Below are 25284 nucleotides of genomic sequence, written 5' to 3'. Positions count from 1 at the left end.
AGCTGGAATAACCGGATCTTACGGGCGTTTTCAGGCATCCTGAAGACATCGGACTCTGTCTCGCCTTGGCCCAACCGGTCTTCCCACCAAGCTTCCCGCCTCGACCGGCGGCTCCCTCCGGTCCTGCAAAAACGTCTGCCCCATCACAGCCTCAGACAGCCCGGCAGACACCACCTGCGGGATCAGCTGCAGGATCAGCGGCGGCGCCGAGCGATGCGTCGTCCCCAAGCCTTGAACAGATCGTGCGCCTCGCCCATGACGAGGGCCATTCCGATGTGCATCTGGGAGTTGGCGAAATCCCTCGTTATCGGGCCAGAGGGGAGATGCTGAGAACCGAATGGCCCATCACCGATCAGACCACCTTCCAGGGCTGGCTCGGGGAAATTCTTTCTCCACAGCAGATTGATGAGTTTTTTCGGGAGAAGGAGTTCGATGGCTCCCATGCCTTCCCGTTTGTACGCATCCGAATCAATCTGCTGGATTCACTGCGGGGGCCGGCGATGGTGCTGCGGCTCATCCCCCAGACGATCCTGACGATGGAACAGCTGAAGCTTCCTGAGGTGCTCAGGGAGCTGGCGGCACGCCCCAAGGGGTTGATTCTGGTCACCGGCCCCACCGGATCCGGCAAGAGCACCACCTTGGCGGCCATGATCGATTGGATCAACCGCAATGAAACCCGCCACATCCTCACGATTGAGGACCCTGTTGAGTTCGTTCACGAGAGCAAGAACTCCCTGATCAGACATCGGGAGGTGGGGATGCACACCCTGAAATTTCACAACGCCCTCCGCGCTGCTCTGCGCGAGGACCCGGACGTGATTCTGGTCGGAGAAATCCGTGATCAGGAAACCCTGTCAACTGCTCTTGAAGCCGCCCAGACGGGTCACCTCGTCTTCGGCACCCTGCACACCAATTCCGCTGTGAAAACCGTTGAAAGGGTGCTTGGCATGTTCCCTCCCGAAGAGCAGGACAGTGTGCGGCGCTCGTTGTCCGAATCTCTGCTGGGCGTGATCGCGCAGGGGCTGATCCGCACCACAGATGGCAAGCGTGCTGCCTTCCACGACATCTTGATCAACACCGACGCCTGCAAGGACTACATCCAGCGTGGAGCCCTTGATGAGGTTGAGGAAATCATGGAGCGGAGCAGTTTCGATGGCATGGTCACCAGCAACCAGTCACTGCAAACGCTTGTTGAAGCTGGTCGCGTGGATGCGGAAAAAGCTGTCGCCGCAAGCCTCAAGCCAAACGAGCTGGCGCAGGCCTTACGTGGTCGTAGCTGAGTGATCAGCTGCCGCTGAACACTCTCACCAGGAGCACAACAGCCAGACCGACCGACAAGCCGATCATGGCGAGACGTCCATTCCAGATCTCCGCCTGAGGGGTGAAGCCCCGTTTCCAGGAATTGAGTTCCTCTGAACCGACGGGCTCGACGAGATTGGTTTCTGAGTGTCCGGAAGGCTCAGCCATTGCGGTGGACATGCCGTGAATGCGCGTCACCTTACGCAGCAAACTTCAGAACGGAGGTGGCGTTTTGTACAACTCACTGGCCCGATCGAGTGGCCAACGTGGTGCCACCCCGATCTCCAGTGAGCTATCGGTGACCGTTCTGGCCAATCGTGCGAGCGCCGCAGCCCCGATCATGGCCGCGTTGTCGGTGCAGAACGCCAAAGGAGCAATCGTGACGCCCACCTTGCGCGCCTCAGCCTGGGCCGTCATCTGAGAGCGCAGGCGTCTGTTCGCCGCAACACCGCCCACCATCACGAGCTGATCAAGGCCATGGTCGAGCGCGCAACGAAGGGCGCGCTGGACCAGCACATCAGCGACCACCTGCTCAAAACTGGCTGCCAAATCAGCTAATGGCAGCTCGGATTGTTCAGCACGGAGCTTCTCAACCGTTCTCAGCATGGCGGTCTTGAGTCCGCTGAAGGAGAAGTCGTAGGGATGGAAGCCACCCCCTGGCCGGGACACTCTCCCTTTGGGCAATGAAAAGCGTTGCGGATCCCCTGATTCAGCCACCTGCTGAATCGCTGGACCGCCGGGATAACCCAGTCCCAACAAGCGTGCAACCTTGTCAAAGGCTTCTCCGGCAGCATCGTCGTGGCTGCGCCCGAGCCTCAGCATGTCCCCGGAACGATCCACCCGGATGAGTTCCGTATGTCCACCGCTGACGAGAAGGACGAGATAAGGAGGCTCTGGAGATCGATCTGCCAGCTGGACTGAGGCCAGATGACCCTCGAGGTGATGGACGCCGATGAACGGTCGTCCATGCAAAGCCGCAAGACTGCGTCCGGTCACGGAAGCCACCATGAGTGCCCCCGCCAAACCAGGGGCCACCGTGGCAGCCACGGCATCAAGTTCACCAACGGAGACTCCGCTCTCATCCAGCACCGTTTCCACCAACGCTGGCAAGGCCTCCACATGGCGACGGGACGCGATCTCCGGCACCACACCTCCCCAGCGGGCGTGCTCCTCAACTTGAGAGGCAATCCGTGAGGAGAGAACCTGCCACCGACCGGCCCGAGACGTCACAACGGCAGCGGCGGACTCGTCACAACTTGTTTCGAGGGCCAGCACCAACGCCATCGTGGTCAGGACCCTCCCCTACTGTCCGACAGTGGACATCCTGCCCTCCCAGGGCACTTTTCAACAGGAATTGATCCGATGCGTCGTCTTTTCGCCATTGCGCTTTCGGCCCTGCTGGTGTTCGGCTTTGCCCCCATCGCCAAGGCGGATGTGGCTGGTCTGACGCCCTGCTCTGAAAGCGCCCGCTTCCAACAGCGAGCCGCTGCAGCCAACACGCCTCAGGCCAAAGCCCGTTTCGAGATGTACAGCCAGGCATCCTGTGGTGATGATGGCCTGCCCCATCTGATCGTTGACGGCCGCTGGAGCCATGCCGGCGACTTCGTTTTGCCAGGCATCATGTTCCTGTACGTGGCAGGTTGCATCGGCTGGGCCGGCAGGGAATACCTGAAGGCAACCCGTGGCAAGAACGCCGCAATGAATGAGATCCAGATCGATACATCGATCGCCCTGAAAAGCGTCCTCGCCTCCGCCACATGGCCCCTGGCAGCATTCGGAGAATTCACCAGCGGCAAGCTTGTGGAAAGCGACGACAAAGTGACGGTTTCTCCCCGCTGAACAGTCAGTTCTGCTTCTTCCCTAATTCCCTTTAATCATGAAGAAATTTCTCACCACGGCACCCGTCGTTGCCGCAATCTGGTTCACCGTTACCGCTGGAATCATGATCGAGTGGAATCGTTTCTTCCCCGATCTGCTGTTTCACCCGCTGGGCTGAACAAACCTCAAAGACTTCCTGGCCCCGAGAGGGGCTTTTTTATTGCGCCGAACCTGTTCCGATTCAGGCCAGACCCATGAGCTCTTCGAGTTCAGCAAGCGCTCGCTCGAGACTGTCATTCATCACGACAGCATCGAATTCTTCCTTGGCCTGAAGTTCCAGCTCAGCCCGCTGAAGCCTCCGCTGAATGGCCTCCTCCGCATCGGTGCCGCGTCCACGAATTCGACGCTCCAGTTCCTCGAAACTTGGCGGGGCCAGAAAGATCTGGAAGCCATTTGCAAAACTGCGGCGCACCTGCCGGGCGCCCTCCAGCTCAATTTCCAGCAGCACCGGGCTGCCATAGCGGAGATGCTCCTCAACGGGCTGGCGGGGAGTGCCGTAGCTGTTTCCGGCGAATTCAGCCCATTCAAGAAGTCCCCCCGACTTCACCAGCTGATCGAACTGCTCCCGGCTGTGGAAGAAATAACTTTGCCCCTCCATCTCCCCCTCGCGGGGGGCACGGGTGGTTGCTGACACCGAAAGCCAGATGTTTGGATGCCGCTCTAGAAGCTGCTTCACAAGGGTTCCCTTGCCGACGCCGCTGGGACCGGTGATCACGGTGAGGCGTCCGCTGTTGGCAGCCATCGAGGCTTGAGTTGGGGACCGCAGAGTAGGAAGGTGACTGCCTTGGGGTCTGAGCGACGCAGAGATGACCTCAGCAACGCTTCAGATGATGGATCTCACCACACTCAGGGCTGTGCTGAGTGACCTGAGGCCTTCCCTGCTGCCGGGTCGCTTTGAAAAAGCCCAGCAGCCTGACCCACTGACACTTCAACTCGGGTTCCGAACCCTGCAGGGGATGGTCTGGCTGGAGCTGAGTTGGCAGGCCGATGCACCACGACTGGTTCAGATCCGGCCACCGGCTCGTCTGGGTTCCGGCAGCACCCTGGCGCAGCAGCTGCAGCACAGCCTGCGCCAAATGGCTCTGGTGGGGATCGAGCAGGGCGGGTTCGAACGGGTGGTGGACTTTCAGTTCAGCGCGCGACCGGGAGAGTCCATTCAGCGGTCCCTCGTTCTTGAGCTGATGGGACGCCATAGCAACGTGATGCTTCTCGATGACCAACGGCGAGTGGTCACGATCGGACGACAGGTGCGTGATCACCAGTCACGCATCCGACCCATCGGCACCGGTGATGCCTACGTTCCGCCTCCGCCGTTGCAGGGCCTTCCACCTCACAACGAGGAATCCCTGGATGGTTGGCGTCGCCGGCTCACCCTTGTGCCGGTCTCTCTCAAGACCGCTTTGCAGCAGTGTTATCAGGGAATCAGCCCCCCGCTGGTGGAGCAGCTGGCCGGACCGCTTGGCCGGGAACCGGTGCAGGAGATCTCCACGGACCAGTGGCAGCAGCTGCATCAGCGCTGGACGAGTTGGCTGCGGTGCCTAAGAGACAACGCCTTTGCGCTGCAGATCGAACCGAACAACCGCTACAGGGTCTGGGGACAACCAGACGATCAACAGCCCCTCAATCAACAGCCCCTCAATCAACAGCCTGTCGATCACCCGAATCTGGCGCTCGCACTGGGTGCCTGGTATCGAGAACGGCTTGAGCAGAAGTCCCTGATTCAACGCCGCAAGGATGTGGAGCAGCGGCTGACGCGTTGGAGCCGCAAAGAGCGGACTGCCCTTGAAGAGCAGCAATCGCGCTTGGCCGGGACCGCCGACAGCGCCGCTCTTCAAGAAAAAGCAGATGCGCTGCTCTGCCTTCAGGCTCCCAGCCGAGATCAGGTGCAGGAGGCTCAGAAGCTGTACCAACGGGCCCGCAAGCTGCGGCGATCCGTCGCCGTTCTGAATGAACGGATCCAGCACCACGAACAACGACTCCAGCTCATCGAAGCCAGCGAGGTCTTCATCGACGATCTGGCCACATCGCACTGGGAAGATCTGCCCCCCCGGCTGCTTGCGTTGGAGGATCTCTGCAACGAATTGGACGACCTGCTCAATCCCCGGTCAAGACGGCAGGATGCGCGAAAAAAACAATCCGCTGTCCCACAGCCCCTGGAACTCACCGGTCCAGGTGGGTTGCTGCTTCAGGTTGGACGCAACCACCGCCAGAACGACTGGATCAGCCTGCGCCAGGCTCGGAGCGGCGACCTCTGGTTCCATGCGCAGGAATGCCCTGGGAGCCACGTGGTGCTGAAGGCCTCCAGCGGACTGCCGGAGGAGGCCGATCTGCAGTTGGCAAGCGATCTTGCAGCCCACTTCAGCCGCGCTCGCGGCAATCGCCGTGTCCCTGTGGTGATGGTGCCCACCGACCGGCTTCAGAGAATTCCCGGTGCTGCTCCAGGGACGGTTCGACACCGTGGTGGCACGATCCGCTGGGGTGAGCCCGGCAGAGCCGAAGAGCGTTTATCTGCCAGGAAACTCCTAGCCTGAAGGTTGGGATGGATCTCACACCAGCCCGGCTTTCTCGTCCGTGTCCGACCAGCCCGACGGCCCTGTCCTGAAACCTCCTGCTCCGATCCGTATCGGAGTGGACGGGGGCAGAGATCTGCCCAACGAGGTGGAAATGCCTCTGGTGGATCATCTGGAAGAACTGCGTCAGCGCGTTCTCAGCAGCCTGCTGGCGGTTGTGGTCAGCGCCCTGCTGTGCCTTCTGGCGGTGAAGCCCCTGGTTCGGCTGCTGGAAGCTCCAGCCAGCGGCATCCATTTTCTGCAGCTGGCACCAGGCGAATTCCTTTTTGTTTCTCTGAAAGTGGCCGGTTACGCCGGACTCACCCTTGCTCTGCCATACGTGCTGTTTCAGGCCCTCGCCTTCGTGCTGCCGGGCCTGACCCGACGGGAGGGGCGGCTGATTGCGCCTGCTGTCGCAGGATCAGCGATTCTTTTTTTCGTTGGCCTTGCCTTTGCCTGGTGGGCTCTCGTGCCAGCAGCGCTGGGATTTCTGGTCAGTTACGGCGCCGATGTTGTGGAACCGTTGTGGTCGATAGAGCGCTATCTGGATTTCGTGCTGCTGTTGATGCTGGCCACCGGCCTGGCTTTTCAGCTGCCTGTTCTGCAATTGCTGTTGGGGGTTCTGGGTCTGGTGCGCTGGCGCACCATGCTGGGCGCCTGGCGCTGGGTAATCCTCAGCTCAGCCCTGGCCGGGGCCGTGCTGACACCCTCCACCGACCCAATCACCATGCTCCTGCTGGCTGGCGCCATCACCGCCCTTTTTCTGATTGGTGTCGGACTCGTGGCGCTGGCTGAAAGCGTCAGACCAGAAACTCCTTGAGAAGCGCTTGCGCTTCTGGGCCCTGGGCCTGCAAATGCAGACTCAAAGCTTTCCCAAGCCGTGGCTTGTCCCTTGTTGAGACGAGCCAATGACGCACATCCGTCGCCAAACCAAGACGATTCACAACATCCAGCACTTCGGCCAAATGTTCCCGATAAGCGTTTTCGTCCATCGGGAACGACTGTTGCTCCAAATAAGCCCACATCACCTGCAGGTAAACGCGCTGGCGTCGAACCACCAGCTGGAGGTCGTAAGTCGCCTTCCAGCGCTGTCTTAGACAATTGATCACCTCCTCAACGGAGAGGGGTTGGTCTGCCTGGTCAGTTGAATTTACAAGCACAGATTTGAAGGAGCAGGACCAGCAAAACGCCAGTCGTTGCAAAGCGTGACAGGCACTTAAGCGTCCATAATGGTCGCCGAAACGTGCTGGATGACCGTCCGCAATGACCCAACTTTCCTCGAGCGATGTGCCCGGAATGGGTCGTCGGCAGTTCATGAACCTGCTGACCTTCGGATCGGTGACTGGAGTCGCCCTGGGGGCTCTTTATCCAGTTGTGAATTACTTCATCCCTCCTAAGGCAGCTGGATCGGGTGGCGGTACCAGTGCAAAAGACGAGCTCGGCAACCCCGTCACGGCAAGCGGGTGGCTCTCCAATCATGCCGACGGCGACCGCAGCTTGGTTCAGGGCCTCAAAGGTGATCCCACCTATCTGATCGTCGAAGGTGATGACGCCATCGGCAGTTACGGGATCAACGCCATCTGCACGCACCTTGGCTGTGTCGTTCCCTGGAACAGCGGAGCCAACAAATTCATGTGCCCCTGTCACGGCAGTCAGTACGACGCCACCGGAAAGGTGGTCCGCGGACCAGCACCTCTGTCCCTGGCTCTGGCCAATGTGAGCGTCGAAAACGACAACGTCTTCGTCAGCCAGTGGTCGGAAACCGACTTCCGCACCGGCGACAAACCCTGGTGGGTCTGATCTTTTTTCCACGTCTGATTCCCTCATCCCCCATTCCATGCGTCGTCAACTTTCCCTCCTGCTCGGATCTCTGGTTCTCGGCCTAGCTGTTCTGATTGCCCCTTCAGCCAGCTGGGCTTATCCCTTCTGGGCTCAGCAGAACTATGAGAGTCCCCGCGAGGCCACAGGCAAGATCGTCTGTGCGAACTGCCATCTGGCTCAGAAGCTCACCCAGGCAGAAGTCCCGCAAGCGGTGCTTCCAGACAGTGTCTTCAAAGCAAGCGTCAAGATCCCCTATGAAGACGGTCTCCAAGAGATCGGAGCTGATGGCAGTGACGTTCCTCTTCAGGTTGGTGCTGTGGTGATGCTTCCGGATGGGTTCACCCTTGCCCCACAGGACCGCTGGACTGACGAGATCCGCGAAGAGACAGAAGGTGTCTACTTCAGCCAGTACAGCGACGACCAACCGAACATCCTTCTGGTGGGTCCGATCCCTGGAGATCAGCACCAGGAGATCGTGTTTCCTGTCCTCTCGCCTGATCCCGCCACCGATAGCAGTATTCACTTCGGCAAATATCAGATTCACGTCGGCGGCAACCGCGGCCGCGGCCAGGTGTACCCAACGGGTGAAAAAAGCAACAACACCATCTTCACAGCACCTGCCAGCGGCACCATTGCCTCGATTGAGGACGGCGAGAACGGCGCCAAGCTGGTCACCATCAACACCACTGAGGGCGACAGCACAACAGAAACCATTCCCATCGGCCCTGCTCTGCTCGTCAACATTGGCGACAGCATCGAAGCTGGCTCACCAATCACCGACGATCCAAATGTTGGTGGTTTCGGCCAGGTTGATGCCGAAGTGGTTCTTCAGAATCCCGTGAGGATTTACGGTTTGTTGGCCTTCTTTGCCGCTGTGGCACTGGCTCAGATCATGTTGGTTCTGAAGAAGAGACAGATCGAAAAAGTTCAGGCAGCCGAGGGTTTCTGAGGCAATGTTCACCTCCCCGGGCCCGGAGCTGATTCAGCTCGGGCCCTTCACGTTGCGCTGGTATGGACTGCTTATTGCAGCAGCAGTGCTGATTGGACTCAACCTCTCAAGTCGCCTCGCGCGCAGCCGGGACCTTGACAACGGCCTGATCAGCGACCTGCTCCCCCTTCTGGTGCTCGCATCAGTCCTTGGTGCACGGGCCTATTACGTCGCCTTTGAATGGCGAAACTATTCCGACAACTGGATTAAGGCCCTGGCCATTTGGGAGGGAGGCATCGCCATTCACGGCGCTCTGATTGCAGGCACACTCACCCTGATCCTGTTCTGTCGCTGGCGTCGTCAGTCCTTCTGGGATCTTCTCGATGTTCTGGTGCCCTCTCTGGCCCTGGGGCAGGCGATTGGTCGCTGGGGAAATTTCTTCAACTCGGAAGCCTTCGGTGTTCCAACGGATCTCCCCTGGAAGTTGTTCATTCCATATCAGAACAGGCCTGTGGTCTATGCAGATGCACAGTTTTTCCACCCGACCTTTCTCTACGAATCCATCTGGAACCTGGTTCTGTTTTTGCTGTTGATTGTGTTGTTCCGCAGGGGAGAGCAGGGAAAAATGACGCTCCCGTCCGGAGCACTCGCCTGCACCTACCTGCTGGGATACAGCCTTGGGCGAATTTGGATCGAGGGGTTGCGGATTGATCCGCTCTGTCTTGGAGCACTACCCCCAGCCTGTGAGGGGGGCCTTCGCATTGCCCAGCTTGTGAGCGGGCTGCTGATGCTTGCAGGAGCAGCAGGTCTGTTCTGGCTTTATGCACGCCACCAGGCACTACCTGATCCAGCTGAGGTCCGTTGAACAGACCTGTTGCTTTCGTTGGAGCAGGCCCAGGAGCACCTGATCTGCTGACCCTGCGCGCAGCTGATCGACTCCGACATGCTGATCGGCTGATCTGGACCGATTCACTCGTCTGCCCAGCCATCGCTGAACTCGTTCCAGCCACTTGTGAACGGATCAAGACCAGTCACCTCACTCTGGAAGACGTGCTCCCACTGCTTATCGAGGGGCACAGAGCCGGCCTTCGTGTCGTGCGGCTGCACGATGGCGACACAGCCCTCTACAGCGCCATCAACGAGCAGATCTGCACTCTCAATGACGCAGGCATCCCGGTGGAGGTGGTGCCAGGAGTCAGCGCTTATCAAGCAGCTGCTGCATCCCTTGAGCGGGAGCTCACTGTTCCAGGCGTGGTTCAGACCATCGTGCTGAGTCGAGCTGGTGGTCGCACCGGTGTGCCGGAGCGAGAGCAACTGGAGCGGTTGGCATCCCTCGGAGCCAGCCTCTGCCTATATCTCAGCGCACGACATGTTGAAGAGGTCCAGCAGACCCTTCTGCAGCACTATCCCGAGGACACTCCAGTTGCAATTGGGCATCGTGTGAGCTGGCCGAACGAATGGCTGGCGATCGTGCCGCTGAAGGAGATGGCTCAGACAAGCCGTGACCGTGACCTCATCCGCACGACCCTCTACATCATCAGTCCTGCGCTGGAACATGGTCCCCAGCGGTCTCGCCTGTATTCACCGGATCACGATCATCTGTTTCGACCAGGCCGCTGAGATGGCGTGGTTTAAAGTCCGGCTGTGCGGGCGATTAGCACAGTGGTAGCGCACTTCCTTCACACGGAAGGGGTCACTGGTTCGAATCCAGTATCGCCCATCTAGAGGTTCTCCCTGAGGGAGATCGTCCGAGCCACTTGGCTGGATTTATTTTCTGTCAATAGCCAGAAAAACCGTTATTTTCAGCGCAATCACGCTCCTGCGAACCAAAGGCGTTCATGGCCCCCCAGAACGATTCAGAGGATCCTGGAACGACGCTTCCCGCTGACGGCGGCCTTGTCCAGGTTGGACAACGTATTCGCACTCAGCGTCAAGCACGAGGTCTATCCGCAGATCAACTCGCGGCCACCATGCACATGGGGGTCGAGCAGCTGACGGCGTTGGAGCTCGGGGATGAGGATCGCCTGCCTGAGCCAGTATTCATCAAGGCGATGGTGCGCAGACTGGCAAGCCATCTGCGGATGAATGCCGACGAACTCGTCGAGATGCTTGGGCCAACAGTCTCGAACCCTCGCCCAATCAAAGCCCTGACAACGGCAGCGCCTTGGCCAAAACCAGCGGCGAATCCCCCGCAACCGCGACGCACAGTGCTGTTGTTGGTCCCCGTTCTGCTGCTTCTCGGCGGTGGAGCTGGGTACACCCTCTGGCAGGTCAAACTCAGCGACAGCGATCAACCATCACCTCCAACAGAGGCCCCAAACAGCAAAGCTGTTGTCCAAGACACAGCAGCCTCGCAGCCGGCTGATCAACAGCCCTCAGCCTCAAATGAGGCAATCATCCTTGAGATCAGCAGCGCAGAACCCAGCTGGATTGCACTTCGTCGCGGCGGAAATCTGGAATTTCAGGGAACCCTCGACGAACCAATCAAGATCGAAGACCCCGAGAACGTTGAGATCTACGCAGGTCGGCCGGATTTGGTCATCATTAACGTTTCTGACCAGGAACCAAGACGCCTTAGCACCATCAACGATGTGCGCTGGCAAGAACTCATCCCTGAACGCTGACAACCAACTTCACCCCTAACGCTTCCCGGATGACTTCAGAGCAGTTTTCGAGACTCCACTGCTCAAGGCTGAGGTTCTGATTCAGTCGCTCAGGTACAAGCTCGAGGCGTAGCTCCGTCGATGAGGTCGCGACGCGTATCGACGCAACGACGGGTTCGGGGCGACGATCCATCGCTGCGGCCAGTCTCAGCAGAAGCGCCATCTCGTTGACGATGCGCCGGTGTTCGCGGGTGTCCAGTGCCTGCCAGGAGTCATGACGTTTCTTGGGAAGGCTCCGGCGGTGGTATCGGGCAATGGCCGCAACCATCAGGTGCTCAGCTTCTGAATAACCCAGCAACTCCCCATGGCGGATCAGATACCAGGAATGCTTGTGGTAAGCGCTGAGGTTGATGTGCTGACCGCAGGCATGCAGCATCGCCGCGGCCCAGAGCAGCTCACGCCCCTGACCTGCGTCCTGATGCAGCACCCCACTAGTTTGGTCGTACAGGCTCAGGGCATGGGTTGCCACACGCTCAGCACGGTTCTGGTTAACCGCGAAGCGCTGAACCTGATGAATCACGGTGCGTTGACGAATGCTGCTCTGGAAGCTGAAGCGGTCCTCCAGAAAGCCATGGCGCAACATCCAGTCGACAATCAACCCCTCCCGGAGTGCCCGTTCGCTGAGAACCAGCTCGTCGACACCCAGCATCTGCATCGTGGTCTGCAGAATCAATGCCCCGGGCACGATGATCTCAGCCCGGCGATCGTTGATCGGAGCGAGTTGTCGGCGCTGCTCCGGTGACATCGACACCAACCTCTCAACCACGCGATCAAGCCGCTGACGGGTCATGCGGTAGCCGTGCAACTTGAGGGGAGGGCGATCGTCCTCACTGGCTGCCAATGCGCCGATCGCCATGGCCGTTCCACTGGTTGCAACCAGCACCGGAACTTCTCCCGGCTGGATCCGACGATTCACCTTGTCGACAGCAGGTTCCAGGGATCCCTGGATGAAGGCCTTCAGGAAGGCCCGTCCCTGGAGTGGAATCGGGTCATCCGTAACGAAGTCGCGCTGCAAGCGCACAGCGCCAACCCGTGTACTCGTCAGCGCTCTTGCATCGCGGCCGTCCGCCAGGATCAGTTCGGTGGAGCCGCCACCGATGTCCAGCAGAAGGTGGGGACGATTGCCGAAGGGCATACCCGAGAGCACACCCAGATAGATCAGACGTGCTTCCTCGGGACCGCTGACAAGATCGACCTCGATTCCAAGGCCATCCTTGATCCGCTGCAGATAGTCGCGTCCGTTGGACGCTTCACGAACAGCACTGGTGGCGGCTGTAACGAGTTGCTCAACCTGATGACTGGTCGCCAGATCCCTGAACCGCCGGAGCGTGTCATAGCCGCGCTGCATCGCAGCCTCCGTGAGTTCTCCCGTTTCGGGGTCTCGTTCCCCGAGGCGCGTGGTGGACTTTTCTGCCTGAATGATCCGAAACGTCCTCAGGGTCGTGTCGACCGATGCCACCAGCAGATGGGTTGAATTTGTGCCGATGTCGATGGCAGCGATCCGACGCAGCTGATCGCCTTTCACCTCCTCTGCGCTCAAGTCCGCAGATGGCCGAGCTGAACGGGCAGGGTCAGGGGCCTGCGCTGTGGTCTCCGCATCCAGCATGGACAGCCCCGGGCCATGGTCGAGCCACTCTGACACCCGCATCCGGAGCTGGGCGGCCAGGACTAGGGTTCTTCAAACCTTTGTCGATGTGACCCGTCCTATTCGCCGGCAGGCCATGGGGCCATGGGTTGAGCTGCTGCGCTGGAATAAGCCCACAGGTCGGCTGATTCTGCTGATTCCGGCGGGCTGGGCCTTGTGGCTGAGCCCTTCGGCACCTCCCGCACTGCTTCTGCTGCTGCAGATCATGGTGGGTGGTCTGGCGGTCAGTGGCGCCGGCTGCATCGCCAACGACCTCTGGGATCGACGCATCGATGGCCGCGTTGAACGCACCAAGATGCGTCCCTTGGCCAGGGGCGCCATCCAGATCCGCACAGCCCTCAAAATGCTTGTCGCCTTGCTGGTGATCAGCCTGCTGGTGGTGCTGAGTCTTCCCACAGAAAGCCTGAAGCTGTGTCTTGTTCTGGCGGTCATGGCACTGCCACCGGTCCTGCTTTACCCATCAGCAAAACGCTGGTTCCCATTCCCACAGGCCGTGCTTGCCCTCTGCTGGGGTTTCGCCGTCCTGATCCCCTGGGCAGCTGCGGAAACACAGATCAGCTTCAGTTGGAGTCTGTTCAGCACCTGGCTCGCCACGTTGCTGTGGACCTTTGGCTTCGACACCGTCTACGCGATGGCGGATCGGCGCGATGACGCCGCTCTGGGTCTCAGAAGCAGTGCCCTCACCCTGGGACGTGCCGCTGTGGCAACGGTGAGGCTTTGTTATGGAGCCGTGAGTGTGCTGCTCGGCATCGCAGCCCTCGACGCCGGCATGCACTGGAGTGTCTGGCCGTTCTGGCTGGCGGCCAGCGTGCTGATGCAGCTCAGCTGCACACCCTTGGAACGAGAGGAAGCCTCGATGGCCACCTTTGGGCGACATTTCATGCGACAGGTGCAGCTCGGCAGCCTGCTTCTTCTCGGCTTTGTCTTGGGTCGCCTCGCCTGATGAAGCCCCTTGTCCCAGCTGCACCGCTGACTGCCGGCGCCATCGTGGCCACCGTGGCAGCCAGTTCAGCCATTCCCGATGAGGAACGACTCCTTCAGGGAGTGGCTGTGCTGGAGAGCTGGGGCTTGAACTGCCTGCGTCCTGAGATCGTCGGGCGTCACTGGGGCTATCTCGCAGGCACCGATCAGGAGCGGCGTGGCGACTTTCTGACACCAGAGTCCGTCTCGCTTCTGGCCTGTGCCAGGGGGGGCTGGGGAGCAGCTCGTCTTCTGGAATCGGAACTTCCCTGGCGCCCAGGCTGGTTACTGGGTTTCTCCGATGTCACGGCCCTGCTTTGGAGCCGCCTGGCCGCTGGCTACGACGGTGGCATTCATGGACCTCTGCTCACGACCCTGGCGGAGGAGCCAGGCTGGAGCCAGGAACGTCTGCGTCAATTGTTGTTCGGCGAACCCGCCAGTGATCTCAACGGGGTTGGGCTCGGCGGTGGGCAGGCAACCGGTCCTCTCGTGGTCGCCAATCTCACGGTGGCCACCCATCTTTTGGGATCGGATCACATGCCCGATCTCAGGGGAGCTCTCCTCATCTTTGAAGATGTTGGCGAGGCGCCTTATCGCATTGATCGCATGCTCACGCAGTGGCGCCTCTGTGGAGCACTGAACGGTCTGGCCGGAATCGGGTTTGGACATTTCCAGGACTGCTTTGACGACGACCGTCCGCGGGACTGGTGCTTCAGCCTCGACGACGTGCTGAAGGAACGCACAGGGGACCTTGGCATTCCCAGGGTTTTGAATCTCCCCATTGGCCACCGTCCTGGCAATGCGGCCCTGCCGATGGGCCGGCTTGCCCGGCTCGACGGCGACAAGGGGCTTCTCAGCCTAATCGCCTGAGGGCCAGCACCGCTTTCGCAACCGTCAGATCGAACGGTGTTGTCACTTTGATGTTGGACGGTCCCGCATCGAGCACGCGAACCGGCCATCCGAGTCGTTCGTAGAGCGAGGCGTCGTCGGTGACAGTCCAGCCCTTTTTCAGCGCCTCGGCATGTCCCTGTCGCAGTTGATCCACCGCGAAACCCTGCGGGGTCTGAGCGGCCCACAGCTCGGCACGCAGAGGCGTCTCCAGAATCTGGCCGTCACCATTCACCTTTTTAATCGTGTCGGTGACAGGCGTAGCCGCGATGAGGGCTCCACCCTGTTCAAGAGCCACAGCACAGCGATCAAACAGGTCGGGCTCTGCCAGGCAACGGGCTCCGTCATGGATCAGAACATGGTTGGCCTGCGCAGGCAGAGCATCAAGACCACGCAGCACAGATTCCTGGCGGGTGCTTCCCCCCTGAATCCACACAACGGGTTTCTGGACGTTGTCGAGCAGCGAGACAATCTCGTCCCGGTCCACCTCCTGGCCGACCAGGCCGATCCAAGAGATCTGTTCCGCCTCCATTGCCGCGTCAAGCGTCCAGGCGATCAGCGGACGACCAGCAAGCGGGAGCAGCAGTTTGTTGCGATCCGCCCCCATACGCCGACCGCTGCCGGCGGCGGCGATCAACAGATGCACAAGCGACTCCTGCCGCAAGCAGGCGGATAGGACCTCCATAAAATCAGTTCAAACGCTTCTGGGGGCGGTCTGATGCGAGTTCTTGCCCTCAGCCCGGGGCCGCTGAAGGATCAACTGGTTCGGATGCCAGCCCTGGCAAGCCTCTGCCGCACGCTGGGCGCCAGCCTCCAGGTGGCCTGCGACCCAACCAGCCGTGCAGCCTGGATGCTGGTTCCGGCCCTGGACAAGCTGATTCCGATCGACTTCGAAAACGATCCAGCCCTCTCCGACTGGGCCAACCTGCTGGGATCGATCCGAGAACCCGATTTCCAGATCTGCCTGAATTTCGTCGAAGGACGCCAGGTAAACCTGATGCTCTCGATGAGCCGCATCATGACCAGGATCGGCCGCACGGGCTTTTCCTGTACCGAGCTTGTGGACGATGGTCCTGGCTGGTCGGCCCAACGCTTAGCCCCTTGGCTGAAACCGCTTGGGGTATCCCTGGATGCCGATGCGTTCAGACTCACAATTCCCCAGGCAACACTGGATCAGATCCGTTCGGACCATCCCGAAGGAGACGGTCCCCTGCTGCTCATGGCTCCAAAAGGCGATAACACCGACTGGCCAGAAGCGCATTGGAACGCTCTGCCCGCCGTAATCCAAACGCGCCTCGCCAACCTGCGCTGTGACAGCCTCTCGGCGGATGTGTCCCTGAACCGCAAAGCCGCAGCCGTGGCGTGTGCAGATGTCGTGCTGACCAGTTGTCCAATCACCCAGCTGCTAGCGGTGTTCAGCGGGACACCGCTTGTCGCCCTCGGTGCAGAGCCAGGACTTCTGCCTGAGAGAAGCGATCTTCGCTGTCTCGGCACTGTGTCTGAGCTGAGGTCACTTCAAGAGGATGAGGTGCTCAAAGCCCTCGGTTTTTGAGTCCGCCGATGTCGCGGTCATGGCGGAGAAATCAGACCCGGCGACAGTTCCAGACCCTGACGGCGCCATGGCGTGGACCCATTGCCGCCTTGTCAACCGTGATTCTGGCTGGCGCAGCGGGATACCGGATCACGGAAGGATGGGACTGGGGGGACTGCCTCTGGATGGTGCTGATCACGATCAGCACCATCGGTTACGGCGAGATCGAACCGCTCTCTCCGCAAGGACGGCTGGTCACGGTGCTGATCGTGATCGGAGGACTGCTGGTGGTGCAGCTATCGATCCAGCGCGTTCTGGGGCTGACAGAATCGGGGTACTTCCGTCGGCTGAGGGAACTTCGTTTCCAGCGAACGCTGATGCGTATGCGTGATCACGTCATCCTCTGCGGGTATGGCCGCATGGGCCAGGAGATCTCCGCTCAGCTCCAGAAGGAGTCGATTCCACTGGTCGTGATCGAAACCGATCCCGACCGAAGAGATGTCGCTGAGGCCAGGGGTTTGAACGTGGTGCATGCCGACGCCACCATGGATGACACCTTGCTGGATGCTGGTCTGGAGCATTGCCGCAGCCTCGTGGTGGCACTGCCAGGTGATGCCTCCAACCTTTATGTGATTCTCAGTGCCAGAGATCTGCGTCCGGACTGTCGGCTAATCGCCAGAGCCAACACCGTCGAGGCGTCTTCAAAACTGCGGTTGGCCGGTGCCAGCGTTGTGGTCAGCCCCTATGTGGCCGGAGGACGGGTGATGGCCGCGTCTGCGCTGCGTCCGCTGGCCGTGAATTTCATGGAACTCCTGGCGGGCTCCGACTATGAAATCGAGGAATTCCAGCTCAGCAGCGATCCACGCCAGTTGGCGACTGTTCATCGCCGATCGCTTCAGGAACTGGAATTGGGGCGTCGCAGTGGCGCCATGGTGCTGGCCATCAGGGATGGTGAACGCTTGATCGCCAATCCCAGCAGTGATGTTCAGCTCGGTCCAGGACAACTCCTGATTGTTCTGGGAAGCAAAGAGCAACTCGCCGTGTTCCAGGGATTGCTGGGCGAAGCGGTGATCACCGTCGACAACATGCCTGCCTGAGCGATCTTTGAGGATGGAACTGCGGATCTCTACGATCCTGCGAGCTCCGAGCTCTTCATGACCACCCCTGCTTCGATCGCCGGTCAGACCGCGCTGGTGACGGGAGGCGGACGGGGCATCGGCCGCGCCGTCGCGCTTTCTTTGGCGGAAGCAGGTGCAGAAGTGGTGGTGAACTACTCAAGTTCCGCGCAAGCCGCTGAGGAGGTCGTGAGCGCGATCAAGGATGGCGGTGGCAAGGCTTACGCGCTTCAGGCGAATGTGTCGATCGAAGACGACGTGGAGACCCTGTTCAAAACGGTGCTGGAGCGCAGCGGCCGACTGGACGTGCTGGTGAACAACGCCGGCATCACGCGCGATGGCCTGCTGATGCGCATGAAGACCAGCGACTGGCAAGCGGTGATTGATCTCAATCTCACCGGCGTGTTCCTGTGCAGTCGTGCCGTTGCACGTCCGATGCTGAAACAGAAAAGTGGTCGGATCATCAACATCACCTCGGTGGTGGGCCTGATGGGGAATGCCGGCCAGGCGAACTACGCAGCAGCCAAGGCGGGGGTTGTTGGACTAACCCGAAGCACGGCGAAGGAGCTGGCCAGCCGTGGCATCACGGTGAATGCGGTGGCCCCTGGTTTCATCGCGACCGACATGACCAAGGGTCTGGATGCCGATGCCATTCTTCGCGACATTCCCCTGGGAACCTTCGGAACGCAGGAACAGGTTGCTGGAGCAGTGCGTTTTCTGGCCGCTGATCCAGCCGCGGGTTACATCACTGGCCAGGTGTTGCAGGTGGATGGCGGAATGGTGATGGCCTGAGCTCTACAACTCAAGCGGCTGAGCCAACTCATCGCGAAGACGGCGGATGCGCTGCAGCAACCTCAACCTGCGGCTTCTCGCCGTAGCCGTCAGAAAAATCCGGAGAGGGACGTAGACGAGCGCCATCGATGCCGCCAGGCCTGCCATCAAGACAAAGAACAGCGCACCGGAGTCGGCCATGCCCGGACGTTAATCAGCCAGTGCTGGCCCGGCATCACCAAGACCAGGACCATTCGGCTTTCCCCACCATTGAGGCCCTCCTCTTTGGCCTGTCCGCTGTGGGACATTGATTAATGGCGGATCCGCGACCATGGCCAAACTTCTTTCCTTTTCCGACGACTCCCGCAGCTCCCTTGAGCGTGGTGTCGACGCCCTCGCTGACGCCGTTCGCGTCACCATCGGCCCCCGCGGCCGCAATGTGGTTCTCGAAAAGAAATTCGGCGCTCCTGACATCGTCAATGACGGCGACACGATCGCCCGAGAAATCGAACTCAAGGATCCGTTCGAGAACCTCGGCGCCAAGCTGATTCAGCAGGTGGCTTCCAAAACCAAGGACAAAGCCGGAGACGGAACCACCACCGCAACAGTTCTGGCCCAGGCAATGGTCAGGGAAGGTCTGCGCAACACAGCTGCCGGCGCCAGCCCTGTGGAACTGCGCCGCGGCATGGAAAAAGCTGTGGCACAGGTGATCACCAGCCTTACGGAACGCAGTCAGAGCGTCGCCGGCGAAGCGATCCGACAGGTCGCCACCGTTAGCTCAGGAGGAGATGACGAGGTCGGGCAAATGGTGGCGGAAGCCATGGATCGCGTCAGCGTCGATGGCGTCATCACGGTGGAGGAATCCAAGTCGCTGGCGACCGAGCTGGAAATCACCGAAGGGATGGCCTTTGATCGCGGATACAGCTCCCCGTACTTCGTCACAGACGGGGACCGTCAGATCTGCGAATTCGATAATCCTCTGATCCTGCTCACGGATCGCAAGATCAGTTCCATTGCCGATCTTGTCCCCGTCCTGGAAGAGGTTCAAAAAGGTGGATCACCCCTGCTGATCCTGGCCGAAGAGGTCGAGGGTGAAGCCCTTGCCACCCTCGTCGTGAACAAGAACAGGGGCGTGCTTCAGGTCGCTGCTGTGAGAGCTCCTTCGTTCGGGGAGCGCCGCAAGGCTGCCCTCGAGGACATCGCCATCCTGACGGGAGGCACGGTCATCAGCGAAGACAGGGCGATGACCCTCGACAAGGTGAGCCTCTCGGATCTTGGTAAGGCTCGGCGCATCACGATCAGCAAGGAGAACACCACGATCGTCGCCAATGAAGACCACCAGAGTGCCGTTGCCGATCGCGTTGCCTCCATCAAGCGGGAGCTGGATGCAACCGATTCCGACTACGACAAGGAAAAACTGAACGAGCGGATTGCCAAGCTGGCAGGTGGAGTGGCAGTGATCAAAGTTGGGGCTCCGACGGAGACCGAACTCAAAAACCGGAAATTACGGATCGAAGATGCCCTGAACGCCACCCGCGCCGCCGTTGAGGAAGGCATCGTGGCCGGAGGTGGAAGCACGCTTCTGCAGCTGTCCGACAACCTCGATTCACTGGCGGCAAGCCTCAGTGGCGAATTACGTACTGGCGTTGAAATTGTCCAGAGAGCTCTGACAGCTCCCGTTCATCAAATTGCCGCCAATGCCGGTCGCAACGGCGATGTTGTGATTGCTGAGATGCGATCCAGCGGCAAGGGTTTCAATGCCATGACCGGCACCTTTGAAGACCTGCTGGCCTCCGGGATCGTGGACGCCGCCAAGGTGGTTCGTCTCGCAGTTCAGGATGCCGTTTCCATTGCTGGCCTGCTGATCACCACAGAAGTGGTGATCGCTGACAAACCTGAACCGCCGGCAGCCGCAGCACCCGATGGGGGCGGTGATCCCATGGGTGGGATGGGAGGAATGGGCGGTATGGGAATGCCTGGTATGGGCGGAATGGGTGGTATGGGAATGCCCGGCATGGGCGGTATGGGAATGCCAGGAATGATGTGATCAGCCAGCCATGCCCCGGCAGTAGGCAGCCACCTGCAGATCCACTCCGGTGATTGCAGTGCCCACAACAACGTTGTCCGCTCCAGCCTCAAGGGCTGAGCGGGCTTCCTCCGGGGATGCAATGCCGCCTTCACAGATCAGACGGACGGATGTCTTGAGCTCATGCCGAAGAGCCGGCAGCAACGAGAGCGCCGGCGGCCTGGATCCTGACGTTTCATCTGTGTAGCCGAACAGAGTGGTGCCAACCCACTCACAGCCCAGTTCTGCTGCCTGCAAACCATTCTCGACGCTGTCGACATCAGCCATTAATGGAGCTCGCAGTTCATCGCGGCTTCGCTCGATCAGATCATCGAGACGCTGACCATCCGGCCGAAAACGGGACGTCGCGTCAATGGCCACAACATCGGCACCAGCAGACCAGACGGCTTGAATCTCTCGCCAACCTGGGGTGATGTACACGGAGCTGTCGGGAAAGGTGCGCTTCCACAGCCCGATGATCAAAGCCTCGGGGCAGCGGCGGCGTACAGCTCCGATGTGCTCCGGACTCTCAAGACGAACACCCACTGCACCATTGCGCAGCGACGCCTCCGCCATCGCTGCGATGACCTCAGGATCACGCATGGGTGAACCGGGAGGAGCTTGCACGGAGACGATCAGACCTCCATCCAAGGCTTCAGCTTTCATCAGCATCGTTGTTCAGGACGCCTTGGGGAGCTGATCATCAGCTCCTGGCAGCCAGCGACGAAGCGACCGGGGTGTGCTGATCGGTGGGGCAGGGATGGAAGCCACTGCAGGAATCGAGCGAACCGCAGTCAGGGGACGCGACGGCGCGGAATCAACTGCAGACGGATCGCCTGAAGAAGGCTGTTCTGAAAGGGGGGAGTGTTCTGAAACAGGGGGCTGATCTGAAACAGGGTCTTGGGTCGCAGCGACGAAGTCCTCGGGCTCTGGCTCGTCCTGTTTGAGATTGTCGGAGTTGAGATTATCGATTGTGAGCTCATCTGGCATCGGCTCATCGATCTCGGCTGCATCGATCTCGGCTGCTTCGATCTCGGCTGCTTCGATGGCGGATGAATCGATTTCGACCTGATCAGACTCAGGCACATCAGTGGTCAGAGGCTCTTTGCCCAGCCAATCAGCGATCGGTTCCGACACCATCGATGACGTGGGCATCGAATCAACGCCGTAGCGATGAACCCACTGACTTTTCAGAAGGAGCAACTCCCGAGTGTCGCCACGTTGATCAGCCTCTTCAATCAGGCTGGCCAAAGCATTCCGTCGAAACGATGGTTGCTGAAAAGGGGAGGTCGGCACGGATTCAGGAGAGCTTTCGGTTGAGCAGAGGACGGATCAGTAAAAACAGTCCGACCGTGAGCACCATCAAGATCGTCAAACAGTGAAAGCCGGTGAGCTGTCCGTAAGGAGCATCCAGCAGTACTGAGGAAAGATCGACTGGACCGCTGTAGGCAGCCCGAATGGGTTCTATCGCGAAGGTAAGTGGATTCAGTGATGCAAGCCAGCCCAGCCAGGACGGCATGAAGGACAGAGGTGCCAATGCCGTGCTGGCGAATAACAACGGCAGGTTGGCCACAAAGATGACCGCGATGAGCTCGATATGACCCGGCAAGGCAAAGGCCAGGCCAAGGCTGAGTGCGGTGACTGCGAACACCAAAAGCAACAGGCTGAAGACCACCAGGACGAGGCCACCGAACCCTGGCCAGCCGTAACCGAGGATCGCCGCTGTGCCCATGATCGCCAGACTTTGCAGCAGGCTGATCACCGTGATGTAGATCACCGAGGCGAGCACAATCGAGCTGCGGCTCCGAAGAGGTGCCACAAGCAATCGGTTGAGAAAACCAAACTCACGGTCGAACATCACCGGCAGCCCAGCATTGAGAGCTCCGCTGAATGCCGTGAAGACAATCACTCCAGCTCCCAGAAAACGGCCGTAACTCATTCCGCCTGGCAACAAACCCTCCGGCGCCTTGGCGAACAGAGCTCCGAACAGAATCAGCCAGATCAATGGCTGCAGGATTCCAGCCACCAATGAGGACGGGCGACGGGCAAGCTGCAGGAACAGACGGCGGGTGAGGGCCAGGGTTTCCTGACTGAGTTCCTCGAAGGCACTGGGTGACTCGGGAACGAAAGGGGCTTGGAGGCTCGGAGTGTTCATCGATCAGGAATCCTGAAACAAAAGGTGAGCAAACAACGTCATCAGCGCATCGACTGGCGCCGTTCCTGCTTGACGTCGCGCTGTCCTGCTGTCGCAAGTTCCGCATCCATCAGGGTGCGGCCTGTGGCCTGCAGGTAAACATCGTCAAGGCTGGGGCGGCTCTGGGCGAGAGCAAACACCGGAAGCCCTTCATGGGCCAGACGATCACGCAAGCGCGCAATCACCGGGTCGTCCTCGATCACCAGGTTGAGGGAGTATCCCTGGGCGCGGTTGATCACAACCTGGCGGACGCCCTCAACCTGCTCAAGCAATCCCCGTACCAGAGAAGCCTCTTGTAAGTCGCTGAACTCCCTGACGCGCAAGGTGACACGGTCACCGCCCAGCTGCTGTTTGAGCTCATCGGGCGCACCTTCGGCAATCACGGAGCCGTTATCGATGATGGCCATGCGATCGGCCAGGGCCTCAACCTCCTCGAGGTAATGACTGCTCAAAAGCACACTGGTGCCCTCGGAGACAAGACGTTGCAGCAGCTCCCAGATGGCAGCCCGGCTTTCGATATCAAGACCGACGGTGGGCTCGTCAAGAATCAGGAGTTTGGGCCGATGAAGTAGTCCGGCTGCCAGATCCAGGCGCCTGCGCATCCCTCCTGAATACGTACCGCACCGTCGATCGATCCAGTCACCCATATCAAGACGATCAACGAGATCCGCAATGCGGGCATCCCGGACAACGGCCCTCAGGTGGTAGAGGTCGCCCTGCAGCTGAAGCAGCTCCCGGCCCGTAAGGATTTTGTCAATCGCCACTTCCTGCGCCACATAGCCAAGCAACTGCCTGACGGCTCGAGGTTGATCAAGAGCATCGAGCCCAGCAACCAGAACCTCTCCGCTGTCGGGAGCAAGCAGGGTGGCCAGAATTCTGAGCATTGTGGTCTTGCCAGCCCCATTGGGACCGAGCAGACCAAACAGGCAACCTTCGGGAACGTTTAAAGACAGATCCCGAAGAGCAATGACAGCGCCATAGGACTTGTGGATCTGACGCAGTTCAATCAACGCCATTGCGATGTCGCCGTCTGGTGATTCTGGCTGGGTACCCGACTTTAAGAAGACTCAGCTTGTCTGCAGCTGAGTCAAAAGCGACCAGACCTGTTCGTCGAAGAGGCTGGCCTGGGAGGTGCGACTGAGCACCAGCAACAGACAGATCCCGAACAAATAGAGAATCGACCAGCGAAACAGGCCCTTGGCCCCTGGCAGGCTGTCTGGATCTGATCCCAGTCGATTCACCATCTGCAGAAGGCGACCGTTGAACGGAAGCAGCATCAAGCCGTAGAAAATGCCTCCCGTGGGTAAAGCCCAGATCCCGAAGGTGCTGAGACAGACCGTGGCCCATCCATAGCGATGGATAGCCCGTGCCGTGACAACCGGTCCTTTGACAACGGGAAGCATCGGGATTCCGACGGATCGATAGTCCTCCCTGAGCAGCAGGGCCAGAGCCCAGAAATGGGCGGGGGTCCAGACCATCACAAGAGCGAAGAGCCACCAGCCGCCAAGGCCGATATGCCCCGTGGCAGCAGCAGCACCGACCAGGGGGGGAATGGCTCCTGCCACACCGCCAATCACAATGTTCTGGGGTGTGCGGGGCTTGAGCAGTGCTGTGTAGAGAAGGACGTAGCTGCAGAGTCCAAGCAGGGAGAGTCCGGCCGCAAGGCAGTTCACCCCACTCACCAGCAGCATTGCCGCCGTCAGGGTGCAGGCGATCGCACCGATAAAGGCACTGGTCGGAGAGAGCCGACCCGAGGGCAGAGCCCGACCGCTTGTCCTCGCCATGCGGGCATCAAGATCCTGCTCCCACAAGCAATTGAGAACACCGGCAGCAGCCGAAGCCAGCGCACCACCGCCGAGAGTGCAGACGAGTCGAGGTGAGGACAGGGGCCATCCCTCAGTCAGCGCCATTCCTCCGAGTGTTGTAGCAAGCAACAGGGGAATCAGGCGGGGTTTGGCGACCTCAAGCCAGGGGGGCAGCTTGACCCTTTTGCGTGATGGGACGACCTCTTCACGGGTGGGCGCGACAGAAGCAGAGACCGAACTAGCCATGACAAGGCTCCATGGAGGTGTCGTCGAGGACGACGGGGAGAGGGGTAGGAGACGTCTCTGGACGCCTGGCCACAAGGGCAGCGAGCAGGGCCACCAGAAGAGCGGCAACCAGCTGATGGGCGACGGTGACGCCGGGTTGAGACAGACCCAGGCGCAGGGTCAACACACCCAACGCCACCTGGGCACCGACAAGGACGCAGAGGCCCAGCAGAAATGGCCACTGACGGCGACTCCAGCCCCCAGCGATCAGTGCCGTAACAACGAACAACAGCACCACTGAAGCGACAGGAGTCGCCATCGAGCGATGCAAGAGCAACCAGCGACAGTTTTCACCGCCGAGAAGACAACTCTGAGCCGCCCAGGAGGTCGCCATCCGCGCACCCAGCAGGCTCTGACTGACGACACCAAGCAGGGCAAAGCCGGACAACAGTCGCCACCAGAGAGGAGATGCATCAGCGGAAGGTTGAAGCAAACGCTGAGTCAATCCGCTCATCAGCACCACAAGGGTGAGAGCCAAGGCCAGATGAGCCGTCACGATGCCGGATGGCAACAACTGCAGGACGGTGAGGGCCCCAAGACCTCCCTGCAATGCCACGAGAAACACCAGAACGGTGCAGAGCCATGGGAGCCATCCAGGCAGAAGACGCCTCCAGACAAACGATGCAACAGCCATGACGAGCAAGGCGACACCGACCACGAAGGCATCCAGCCGATGGAACCACTCCAGAAACACCTGGATGTTCATCTGCCGTCCCGGCAACAGGGTGCCGTAACAAAGTGGCCAGTCCGGACAAGCCAGACCTGCTTCCATGACGCGGGTGGCACCCCCAATCACCACAAGGGCAATCAGGGCAACGACGAGATGAGCGGCAAGAAGAGCAAGACGCCGCCGAAGAGGAGACGTGGATGAAACAGTCATCGAGGCA

Annotated in this window: 29 protein-coding genes and 1 tRNA gene; 17 read left to right on the top strand and 13 right to left on the bottom strand. The window is 60.0% G+C overall.

Annotation, left to right across the window (positions count from 1 at the left end):
* The first annotated feature begins 65 nt into the window (after positions 1-65).
* Positions 66-1280, top strand: coding sequence for a type IV pilus twitching motility protein PilT (locus SYN9616_RS0100580; RefSeq protein ID WP_028951395.1), 1215 nt, complete (start codon positions 66-68; stop codon positions 1278-1280).
* A gap of 4 nt (positions 1281-1284) precedes the next feature.
* Here the strand turns inward: SYN9616_RS0100580 and SYN9616_RS0100575 are convergent, their stop codons facing one another.
* Positions 1285-1467 (bottom strand): chlorophyll a/b-binding protein, encoded by a 183-nt coding sequence (locus SYN9616_RS0100575; RefSeq protein ID WP_028951394.1) that lies wholly within the window; start codon positions 1465-1467, stop codon positions 1285-1287.
* A gap of 45 nt (positions 1468-1512) precedes the next feature.
* Positions 1513-2583: a tRNA (adenosine(37)-N6)-threonylcarbamoyltransferase complex transferase subunit TsaD gene (tsaD, locus tag SYN9616_RS0100570; RefSeq protein ID WP_028951393.1), complete on the bottom strand. Its 1071-nt coding sequence runs from the start codon at positions 2581-2583 to the stop codon at positions 1513-1515.
* Between the two features lie 78 nt (positions 2584-2661).
* Between tsaD and SYN9616_RS0100565 the strand changes: the two genes are divergently transcribed.
* Positions 2662-3138, top strand: coding sequence for a photosystem I reaction center subunit III (locus tag SYN9616_RS0100565; protein WP_028951392.1), 477 nt, complete (start codon positions 2662-2664; stop codon positions 3136-3138).
* 37 nt (positions 3139-3175) lie between these two features.
* On the top strand, positions 3176-3295 hold the full coding sequence (psaJ, locus tag SYN9616_RS0100560; protein WP_028951391.1) for a photosystem I reaction center subunit IX: 120 nt from the start codon (positions 3176-3178) through the stop codon (positions 3293-3295).
* 63 nt (positions 3296-3358) lie between these two features.
* Here the strand turns inward: psaJ and gmk are convergent, their stop codons facing one another.
* Positions 3359-3919: a guanylate kinase gene (gene gmk, locus SYN9616_RS0100555; protein WP_028951390.1), complete on the bottom strand. Its 561-nt coding sequence runs from the start codon at positions 3917-3919 to the stop codon at positions 3359-3361.
* A 64-nt stretch (positions 3920-3983) separates the two neighbouring features.
* Between gmk and SYN9616_RS0100550 the strand changes: the two genes are divergently transcribed.
* Positions 3984-5708 (top strand): NFACT family protein, encoded by a 1725-nt coding sequence (locus tag SYN9616_RS0100550; protein WP_028951389.1) that lies wholly within the window; start codon positions 3984-3986, stop codon positions 5706-5708.
* A gap of 127 nt (positions 5709-5835) precedes the next feature.
* The gene (gene tatC, locus SYN9616_RS0100545) at positions 5836-6546 is read left to right on the top strand and encodes a twin-arginine translocase subunit TatC (RefSeq protein WP_028951388.1); all 711 of its coding nucleotides are present in this window, start codon (positions 5836-5838) and stop codon (positions 6544-6546) included.
* Here the strand turns inward: tatC and SYN9616_RS0100540 are convergent.
* Positions 6527-6835, bottom strand: a complete 309-nt coding sequence (locus SYN9616_RS0100540) for a DUF3067 family protein (RefSeq protein WP_232199821.1) — start codon at positions 6833-6835, stop codon at positions 6527-6529. The two genes, tatC and SYN9616_RS0100540, sit on opposite strands and share 20 nt — an antisense overlap.
* A 154-nt stretch (positions 6836-6989) precedes the next feature.
* Between SYN9616_RS0100540 and petC the strand changes: the two genes are divergently transcribed.
* From petC to SYN9616_RS14875, 6 genes are all read left to right on the top strand, one after another.
* Complete coding sequence (petC, locus tag SYN9616_RS0100535) at positions 6990-7526, top strand: cytochrome b6-f complex iron-sulfur subunit (RefSeq protein WP_028951386.1); 537 nt, start codon at positions 6990-6992, stop codon at positions 7524-7526.
* Positions 7527-7563: 37 nt separating this feature from the next.
* A complete protein-coding gene (gene petA / locus SYN9616_RS0100530; RefSeq protein ID WP_028951385.1) occupies positions 7564-8496 on the top strand; it encodes a cytochrome f in 933 nt (310 codons plus the stop codon).
* A 4-nt stretch (positions 8497-8500) separates the two neighbouring features.
* On the top strand, positions 8501-9340 hold the full coding sequence (gene lgt / locus SYN9616_RS0100525; RefSeq protein WP_028951384.1) for a prolipoprotein diacylglyceryl transferase: 840 nt from the start codon (positions 8501-8503) through the stop codon (positions 9338-9340).
* Positions 9337-10095, top strand: a complete 759-nt coding sequence (cobM, locus tag SYN9616_RS0100520) for a precorrin-4 C(11)-methyltransferase (protein WP_028951383.1) — start codon at positions 9337-9339, stop codon at positions 10093-10095. Before lgt ends, cobM begins: the two co-directional genes overlap by 4 nt.
* 28 nt (positions 10096-10123) lie before the next feature.
* A tRNA-Val gene (locus tag SYN9616_RS0100515) sits at positions 10124-10195 on the top strand.
* A 118-nt stretch (positions 10196-10313) separates the two neighbouring features.
* Positions 10314-11099 carry a RodZ family helix-turn-helix domain-containing protein gene (locus SYN9616_RS14875; protein ID WP_051410887.1) on the top strand — a complete coding sequence of 262 codons (786 nt, stop codon included), beginning with the start codon at positions 10314-10316 and terminating at the stop codon, positions 11097-11099.
* Here the strand turns inward: SYN9616_RS14875 and SYN9616_RS0100505 are convergent.
* A complete protein-coding gene (locus tag SYN9616_RS0100505) occupies positions 11083-12744 on the bottom strand; it encodes a Ppx/GppA phosphatase family protein (protein WP_028951382.1) in 1662 nt (553 codons plus the stop codon). The two genes, SYN9616_RS14875 and SYN9616_RS0100505, sit on opposite strands and share 17 nt — an antisense overlap.
* Before the next feature lie 115 nt (positions 12745-12859).
* On the opposite strand from SYN9616_RS0100505, the gene SYN9616_RS0100500 reads away from it, so the two are divergent.
* Positions 12860-13726, top strand: a complete 867-nt coding sequence (locus tag SYN9616_RS0100500) for a 4-hydroxybenzoate polyprenyltransferase (protein ID WP_037990530.1) — start codon at positions 12860-12862, stop codon at positions 13724-13726.
* Entirely contained in the window at positions 13726-14613 is an 888-nt protein-coding gene (locus tag SYN9616_RS0100495) for an LD-carboxypeptidase (RefSeq protein ID WP_028951380.1), read from the top strand. The genes SYN9616_RS0100500 and SYN9616_RS0100495 overlap by 1 nt, the downstream gene beginning before the upstream one ends.
* Here SYN9616_RS0100495 and ispD read toward each other — a convergent pair.
* Positions 14597-15277: a 2-C-methyl-D-erythritol 4-phosphate cytidylyltransferase gene (gene ispD, locus SYN9616_RS0100490; RefSeq protein WP_028951379.1), complete on the bottom strand. Its 681-nt coding sequence runs from the start codon at positions 15275-15277 to the stop codon at positions 14597-14599. The two genes, SYN9616_RS0100495 and ispD, sit on opposite strands and share 17 nt — an antisense overlap.
* A gap of 72 nt (positions 15278-15349) precedes the next feature.
* Between ispD and SYN9616_RS0100485 the strand changes: the two genes are divergently transcribed.
* The 3 genes from SYN9616_RS0100485 to fabG are packed head-to-tail and all read left to right on the top strand — an operon-like array spanning position 15350 to position 18069.
* The gene (locus SYN9616_RS0100485; RefSeq protein WP_028951378.1) at positions 15350-16183 is read left to right on the top strand and encodes a glycosyltransferase family 9 protein; all 834 of its coding nucleotides are present in this window, start codon (positions 15350-15352) and stop codon (positions 16181-16183) included.
* 8 nt (positions 16184-16191) lie between these two features.
* Complete coding sequence (locus SYN9616_RS0100480) at positions 16192-17259, top strand: TrkA family potassium uptake protein (protein WP_028951377.1); 1068 nt, start codon at positions 16192-16194, stop codon at positions 17257-17259.
* 57 nt (positions 17260-17316) lie between these two features.
* A complete protein-coding gene (gene fabG / locus SYN9616_RS0100475; RefSeq protein ID WP_028951376.1) occupies positions 17317-18069 on the top strand; it encodes a 3-oxoacyl-[acyl-carrier-protein] reductase in 753 nt (250 codons plus the stop codon).
* 3 nt (positions 18070-18072) lie between these two features.
* Here the strand turns inward: fabG and SYN9616_RS16930 are convergent, their stop codons facing one another.
* Positions 18073-18249: a hypothetical protein gene (locus tag SYN9616_RS16930; protein ID WP_156097907.1), complete on the bottom strand. Its 177-nt coding sequence runs from the start codon at positions 18247-18249 to the stop codon at positions 18073-18075.
* 130 nt (positions 18250-18379) lie between these two features.
* Between SYN9616_RS16930 and groL the strand changes: the two genes are divergently transcribed.
* A complete protein-coding gene (gene groL / locus SYN9616_RS0100465; RefSeq protein ID WP_028951375.1) occupies positions 18380-20095 on the top strand; it encodes a chaperonin GroEL in 1716 nt (571 codons plus the stop codon).
* Here the strand turns inward: groL and SYN9616_RS0100460 are convergent, their stop codons facing one another.
* Genes SYN9616_RS0100460 through SYN9616_RS0100435 form a run of 6 tightly spaced genes read right to left on the bottom strand, consistent with a single transcriptional unit; the run spans position 20096 to position 25277 of the window.
* Positions 20096-20785 carry an N-acetylmannosamine-6-phosphate 2-epimerase gene (locus tag SYN9616_RS0100460; protein WP_028951374.1) on the bottom strand — a complete coding sequence of 230 codons (690 nt, stop codon included), beginning with the start codon at positions 20783-20785 and terminating at the stop codon, positions 20096-20098.
* A gap of 6 nt (positions 20786-20791) precedes the next feature.
* Positions 20792-21409 carry a hypothetical protein gene (locus tag SYN9616_RS0100455; RefSeq protein ID WP_028951373.1) on the bottom strand — a complete coding sequence of 206 codons (618 nt, stop codon included), beginning with the start codon at positions 21407-21409 and terminating at the stop codon, positions 20792-20794.
* Positions 21410-21413: 4 nt separating this feature from the next.
* Positions 21414-22268, bottom strand: coding sequence for an ABC transporter permease (locus SYN9616_RS0100450; protein WP_028951372.1), 855 nt, complete (start codon positions 22266-22268; stop codon positions 21414-21416).
* Positions 22269-22309: 41 nt separating this feature from the next.
* A complete protein-coding gene (locus SYN9616_RS0100445) occupies positions 22310-23323 on the bottom strand; it encodes an ATP-binding cassette domain-containing protein (protein ID WP_028951371.1) in 1014 nt (337 codons plus the stop codon).
* Between the two features lie 51 nt (positions 23324-23374).
* Positions 23375-24358: a heme o synthase gene (locus SYN9616_RS0100440; protein ID WP_028951370.1), complete on the bottom strand. Its 984-nt coding sequence runs from the start codon at positions 24356-24358 to the stop codon at positions 23375-23377.
* On the bottom strand, positions 24351-25277 hold the full coding sequence (locus tag SYN9616_RS0100435) for a heme A synthase (protein WP_028951369.1): 927 nt from the start codon (positions 25275-25277) through the stop codon (positions 24351-24353). The genes SYN9616_RS0100440 and SYN9616_RS0100435 overlap by 8 nt, the downstream gene beginning before the upstream one ends.
* Positions 25278-25284 lie beyond the last annotated feature (7 nt).

The organism is Synechococcus sp. CC9616 (assembly GCF_000515235.1).
Classification (GTDB): Bacteria; Cyanobacteriota; Cyanobacteriia; order PCC-6307; family Cyanobiaceae; genus Parasynechococcus.
This window is presented reverse-complemented; position numbering and strand designations above follow the sequence as displayed.

Excerpts from the sequence above, each read along its gene's own strand:
- SYN9616_RS0100495 (WP_028951380.1), top strand. The coding sequence starts at position 13,726 with ATGAAGCCCCTTGTCCCAGCTGCACCGCTGACTGCCGGCGCCATCGTG.
- SYN9616_RS0100485 (WP_028951378.1), top strand. The coding sequence starts at position 15,350 with ATGCGAGTTCTTGCCCTCAGCCCGGGGCCGCTGAAGGATCAACTGGTT.
- SYN9616_RS0100435 (WP_028951369.1), bottom strand. The coding sequence starts at position 25,277 with ATGACTGTTTCATCCACGTCTCCTCTTCGGCGGCGTCTTGCTCTTCTT.
- lgt (WP_028951384.1), top strand. The coding sequence starts at position 8,501 with ATGTTCACCTCCCCGGGCCCGGAGCTGATTCAGCTCGGGCCCTTCACG.
- SYN9616_RS16930 (WP_156097907.1), bottom strand. The coding sequence starts at position 18,249 with ATGGCCGACTCCGGTGCGCTGTTCTTTGTCTTGATGGCAGGCCTGGCG.
- SYN9616_RS0100440 (WP_028951370.1), bottom strand. The coding sequence starts at position 24,358 with ATGGCTAGTTCGGTCTCTGCTTCTGTCGCGCCCACCCGTGAAGAGGTC.
- fabG (WP_028951376.1), top strand. The coding sequence starts at position 17,317 with ATGACCACCCCTGCTTCGATCGCCGGTCAGACCGCGCTGGTGACGGGA.
- petC (WP_028951386.1), top strand. The coding sequence starts at position 6,990 with ATGACCCAACTTTCCTCGAGCGATGTGCCCGGAATGGGTCGTCGGCAG.
- psaJ (WP_028951391.1), top strand. The coding sequence starts at position 3,176 with ATGAAGAAATTTCTCACCACGGCACCCGTCGTTGCCGCAATCTGGTTC.
- petA (WP_028951385.1), top strand. The coding sequence starts at position 7,564 with ATGCGTCGTCAACTTTCCCTCCTGCTCGGATCTCTGGTTCTCGGCCTA.
- SYN9616_RS0100575 (WP_028951394.1), bottom strand. The coding sequence starts at position 1,467 with ATGGCTGAGCCTTCCGGACACTCAGAAACCAATCTCGTCGAGCCCGTC.
- SYN9616_RS0100460 (WP_028951374.1), bottom strand. The coding sequence starts at position 20,785 with ATGCTGATGAAAGCTGAAGCCTTGGATGGAGGTCTGATCGTCTCCGTG.
- SYN9616_RS0100445 (WP_028951371.1), bottom strand. The coding sequence starts at position 23,323 with ATGGCGTTGATTGAACTGCGTCAGATCCACAAGTCCTATGGCGCTGTC.
- SYN9616_RS14875 (WP_051410887.1), top strand. The coding sequence starts at position 10,314 with ATGGCCCCCCAGAACGATTCAGAGGATCCTGGAACGACGCTTCCCGCT.
- SYN9616_RS0100480 (WP_028951377.1), top strand. The coding sequence starts at position 16,192 with ATGTCGCGGTCATGGCGGAGAAATCAGACCCGGCGACAGTTCCAGACC.
- SYN9616_RS0100450 (WP_028951372.1), bottom strand. The coding sequence starts at position 22,268 with ATGAACACTCCGAGCCTCCAAGCCCCTTTCGTTCCCGAGTCACCCAGT.
- SYN9616_RS0100500 (WP_037990530.1), top strand. The coding sequence starts at position 12,860 with ATGGGGCCATGGGTTGAGCTGCTGCGCTGGAATAAGCCCACAGGTCGG.
- SYN9616_RS0100505 (WP_028951382.1), bottom strand. The coding sequence starts at position 12,744 with ATGCTGGATGCGGAGACCACAGCGCAGGCCCCTGACCCTGCCCGTTCA.
- tsaD (WP_028951393.1), bottom strand. The coding sequence starts at position 2,583 with ATGGCGTTGGTGCTGGCCCTCGAAACAAGTTGTGACGAGTCCGCCGCT.
- SYN9616_RS0100565 (WP_028951392.1), top strand. The coding sequence starts at position 2,662 with ATGCGTCGTCTTTTCGCCATTGCGCTTTCGGCCCTGCTGGTGTTCGGC.
- SYN9616_RS0100550 (WP_028951389.1), top strand. The coding sequence starts at position 3,984 with ATGACCTCAGCAACGCTTCAGATGATGGATCTCACCACACTCAGGGCT.
- groL (WP_028951375.1), top strand. The coding sequence starts at position 18,380 with ATGGCCAAACTTCTTTCCTTTTCCGACGACTCCCGCAGCTCCCTTGAG.
- gmk (WP_028951390.1), bottom strand. The coding sequence starts at position 3,919 with ATGGCTGCCAACAGCGGACGCCTCACCGTGATCACCGGTCCCAGCGGC.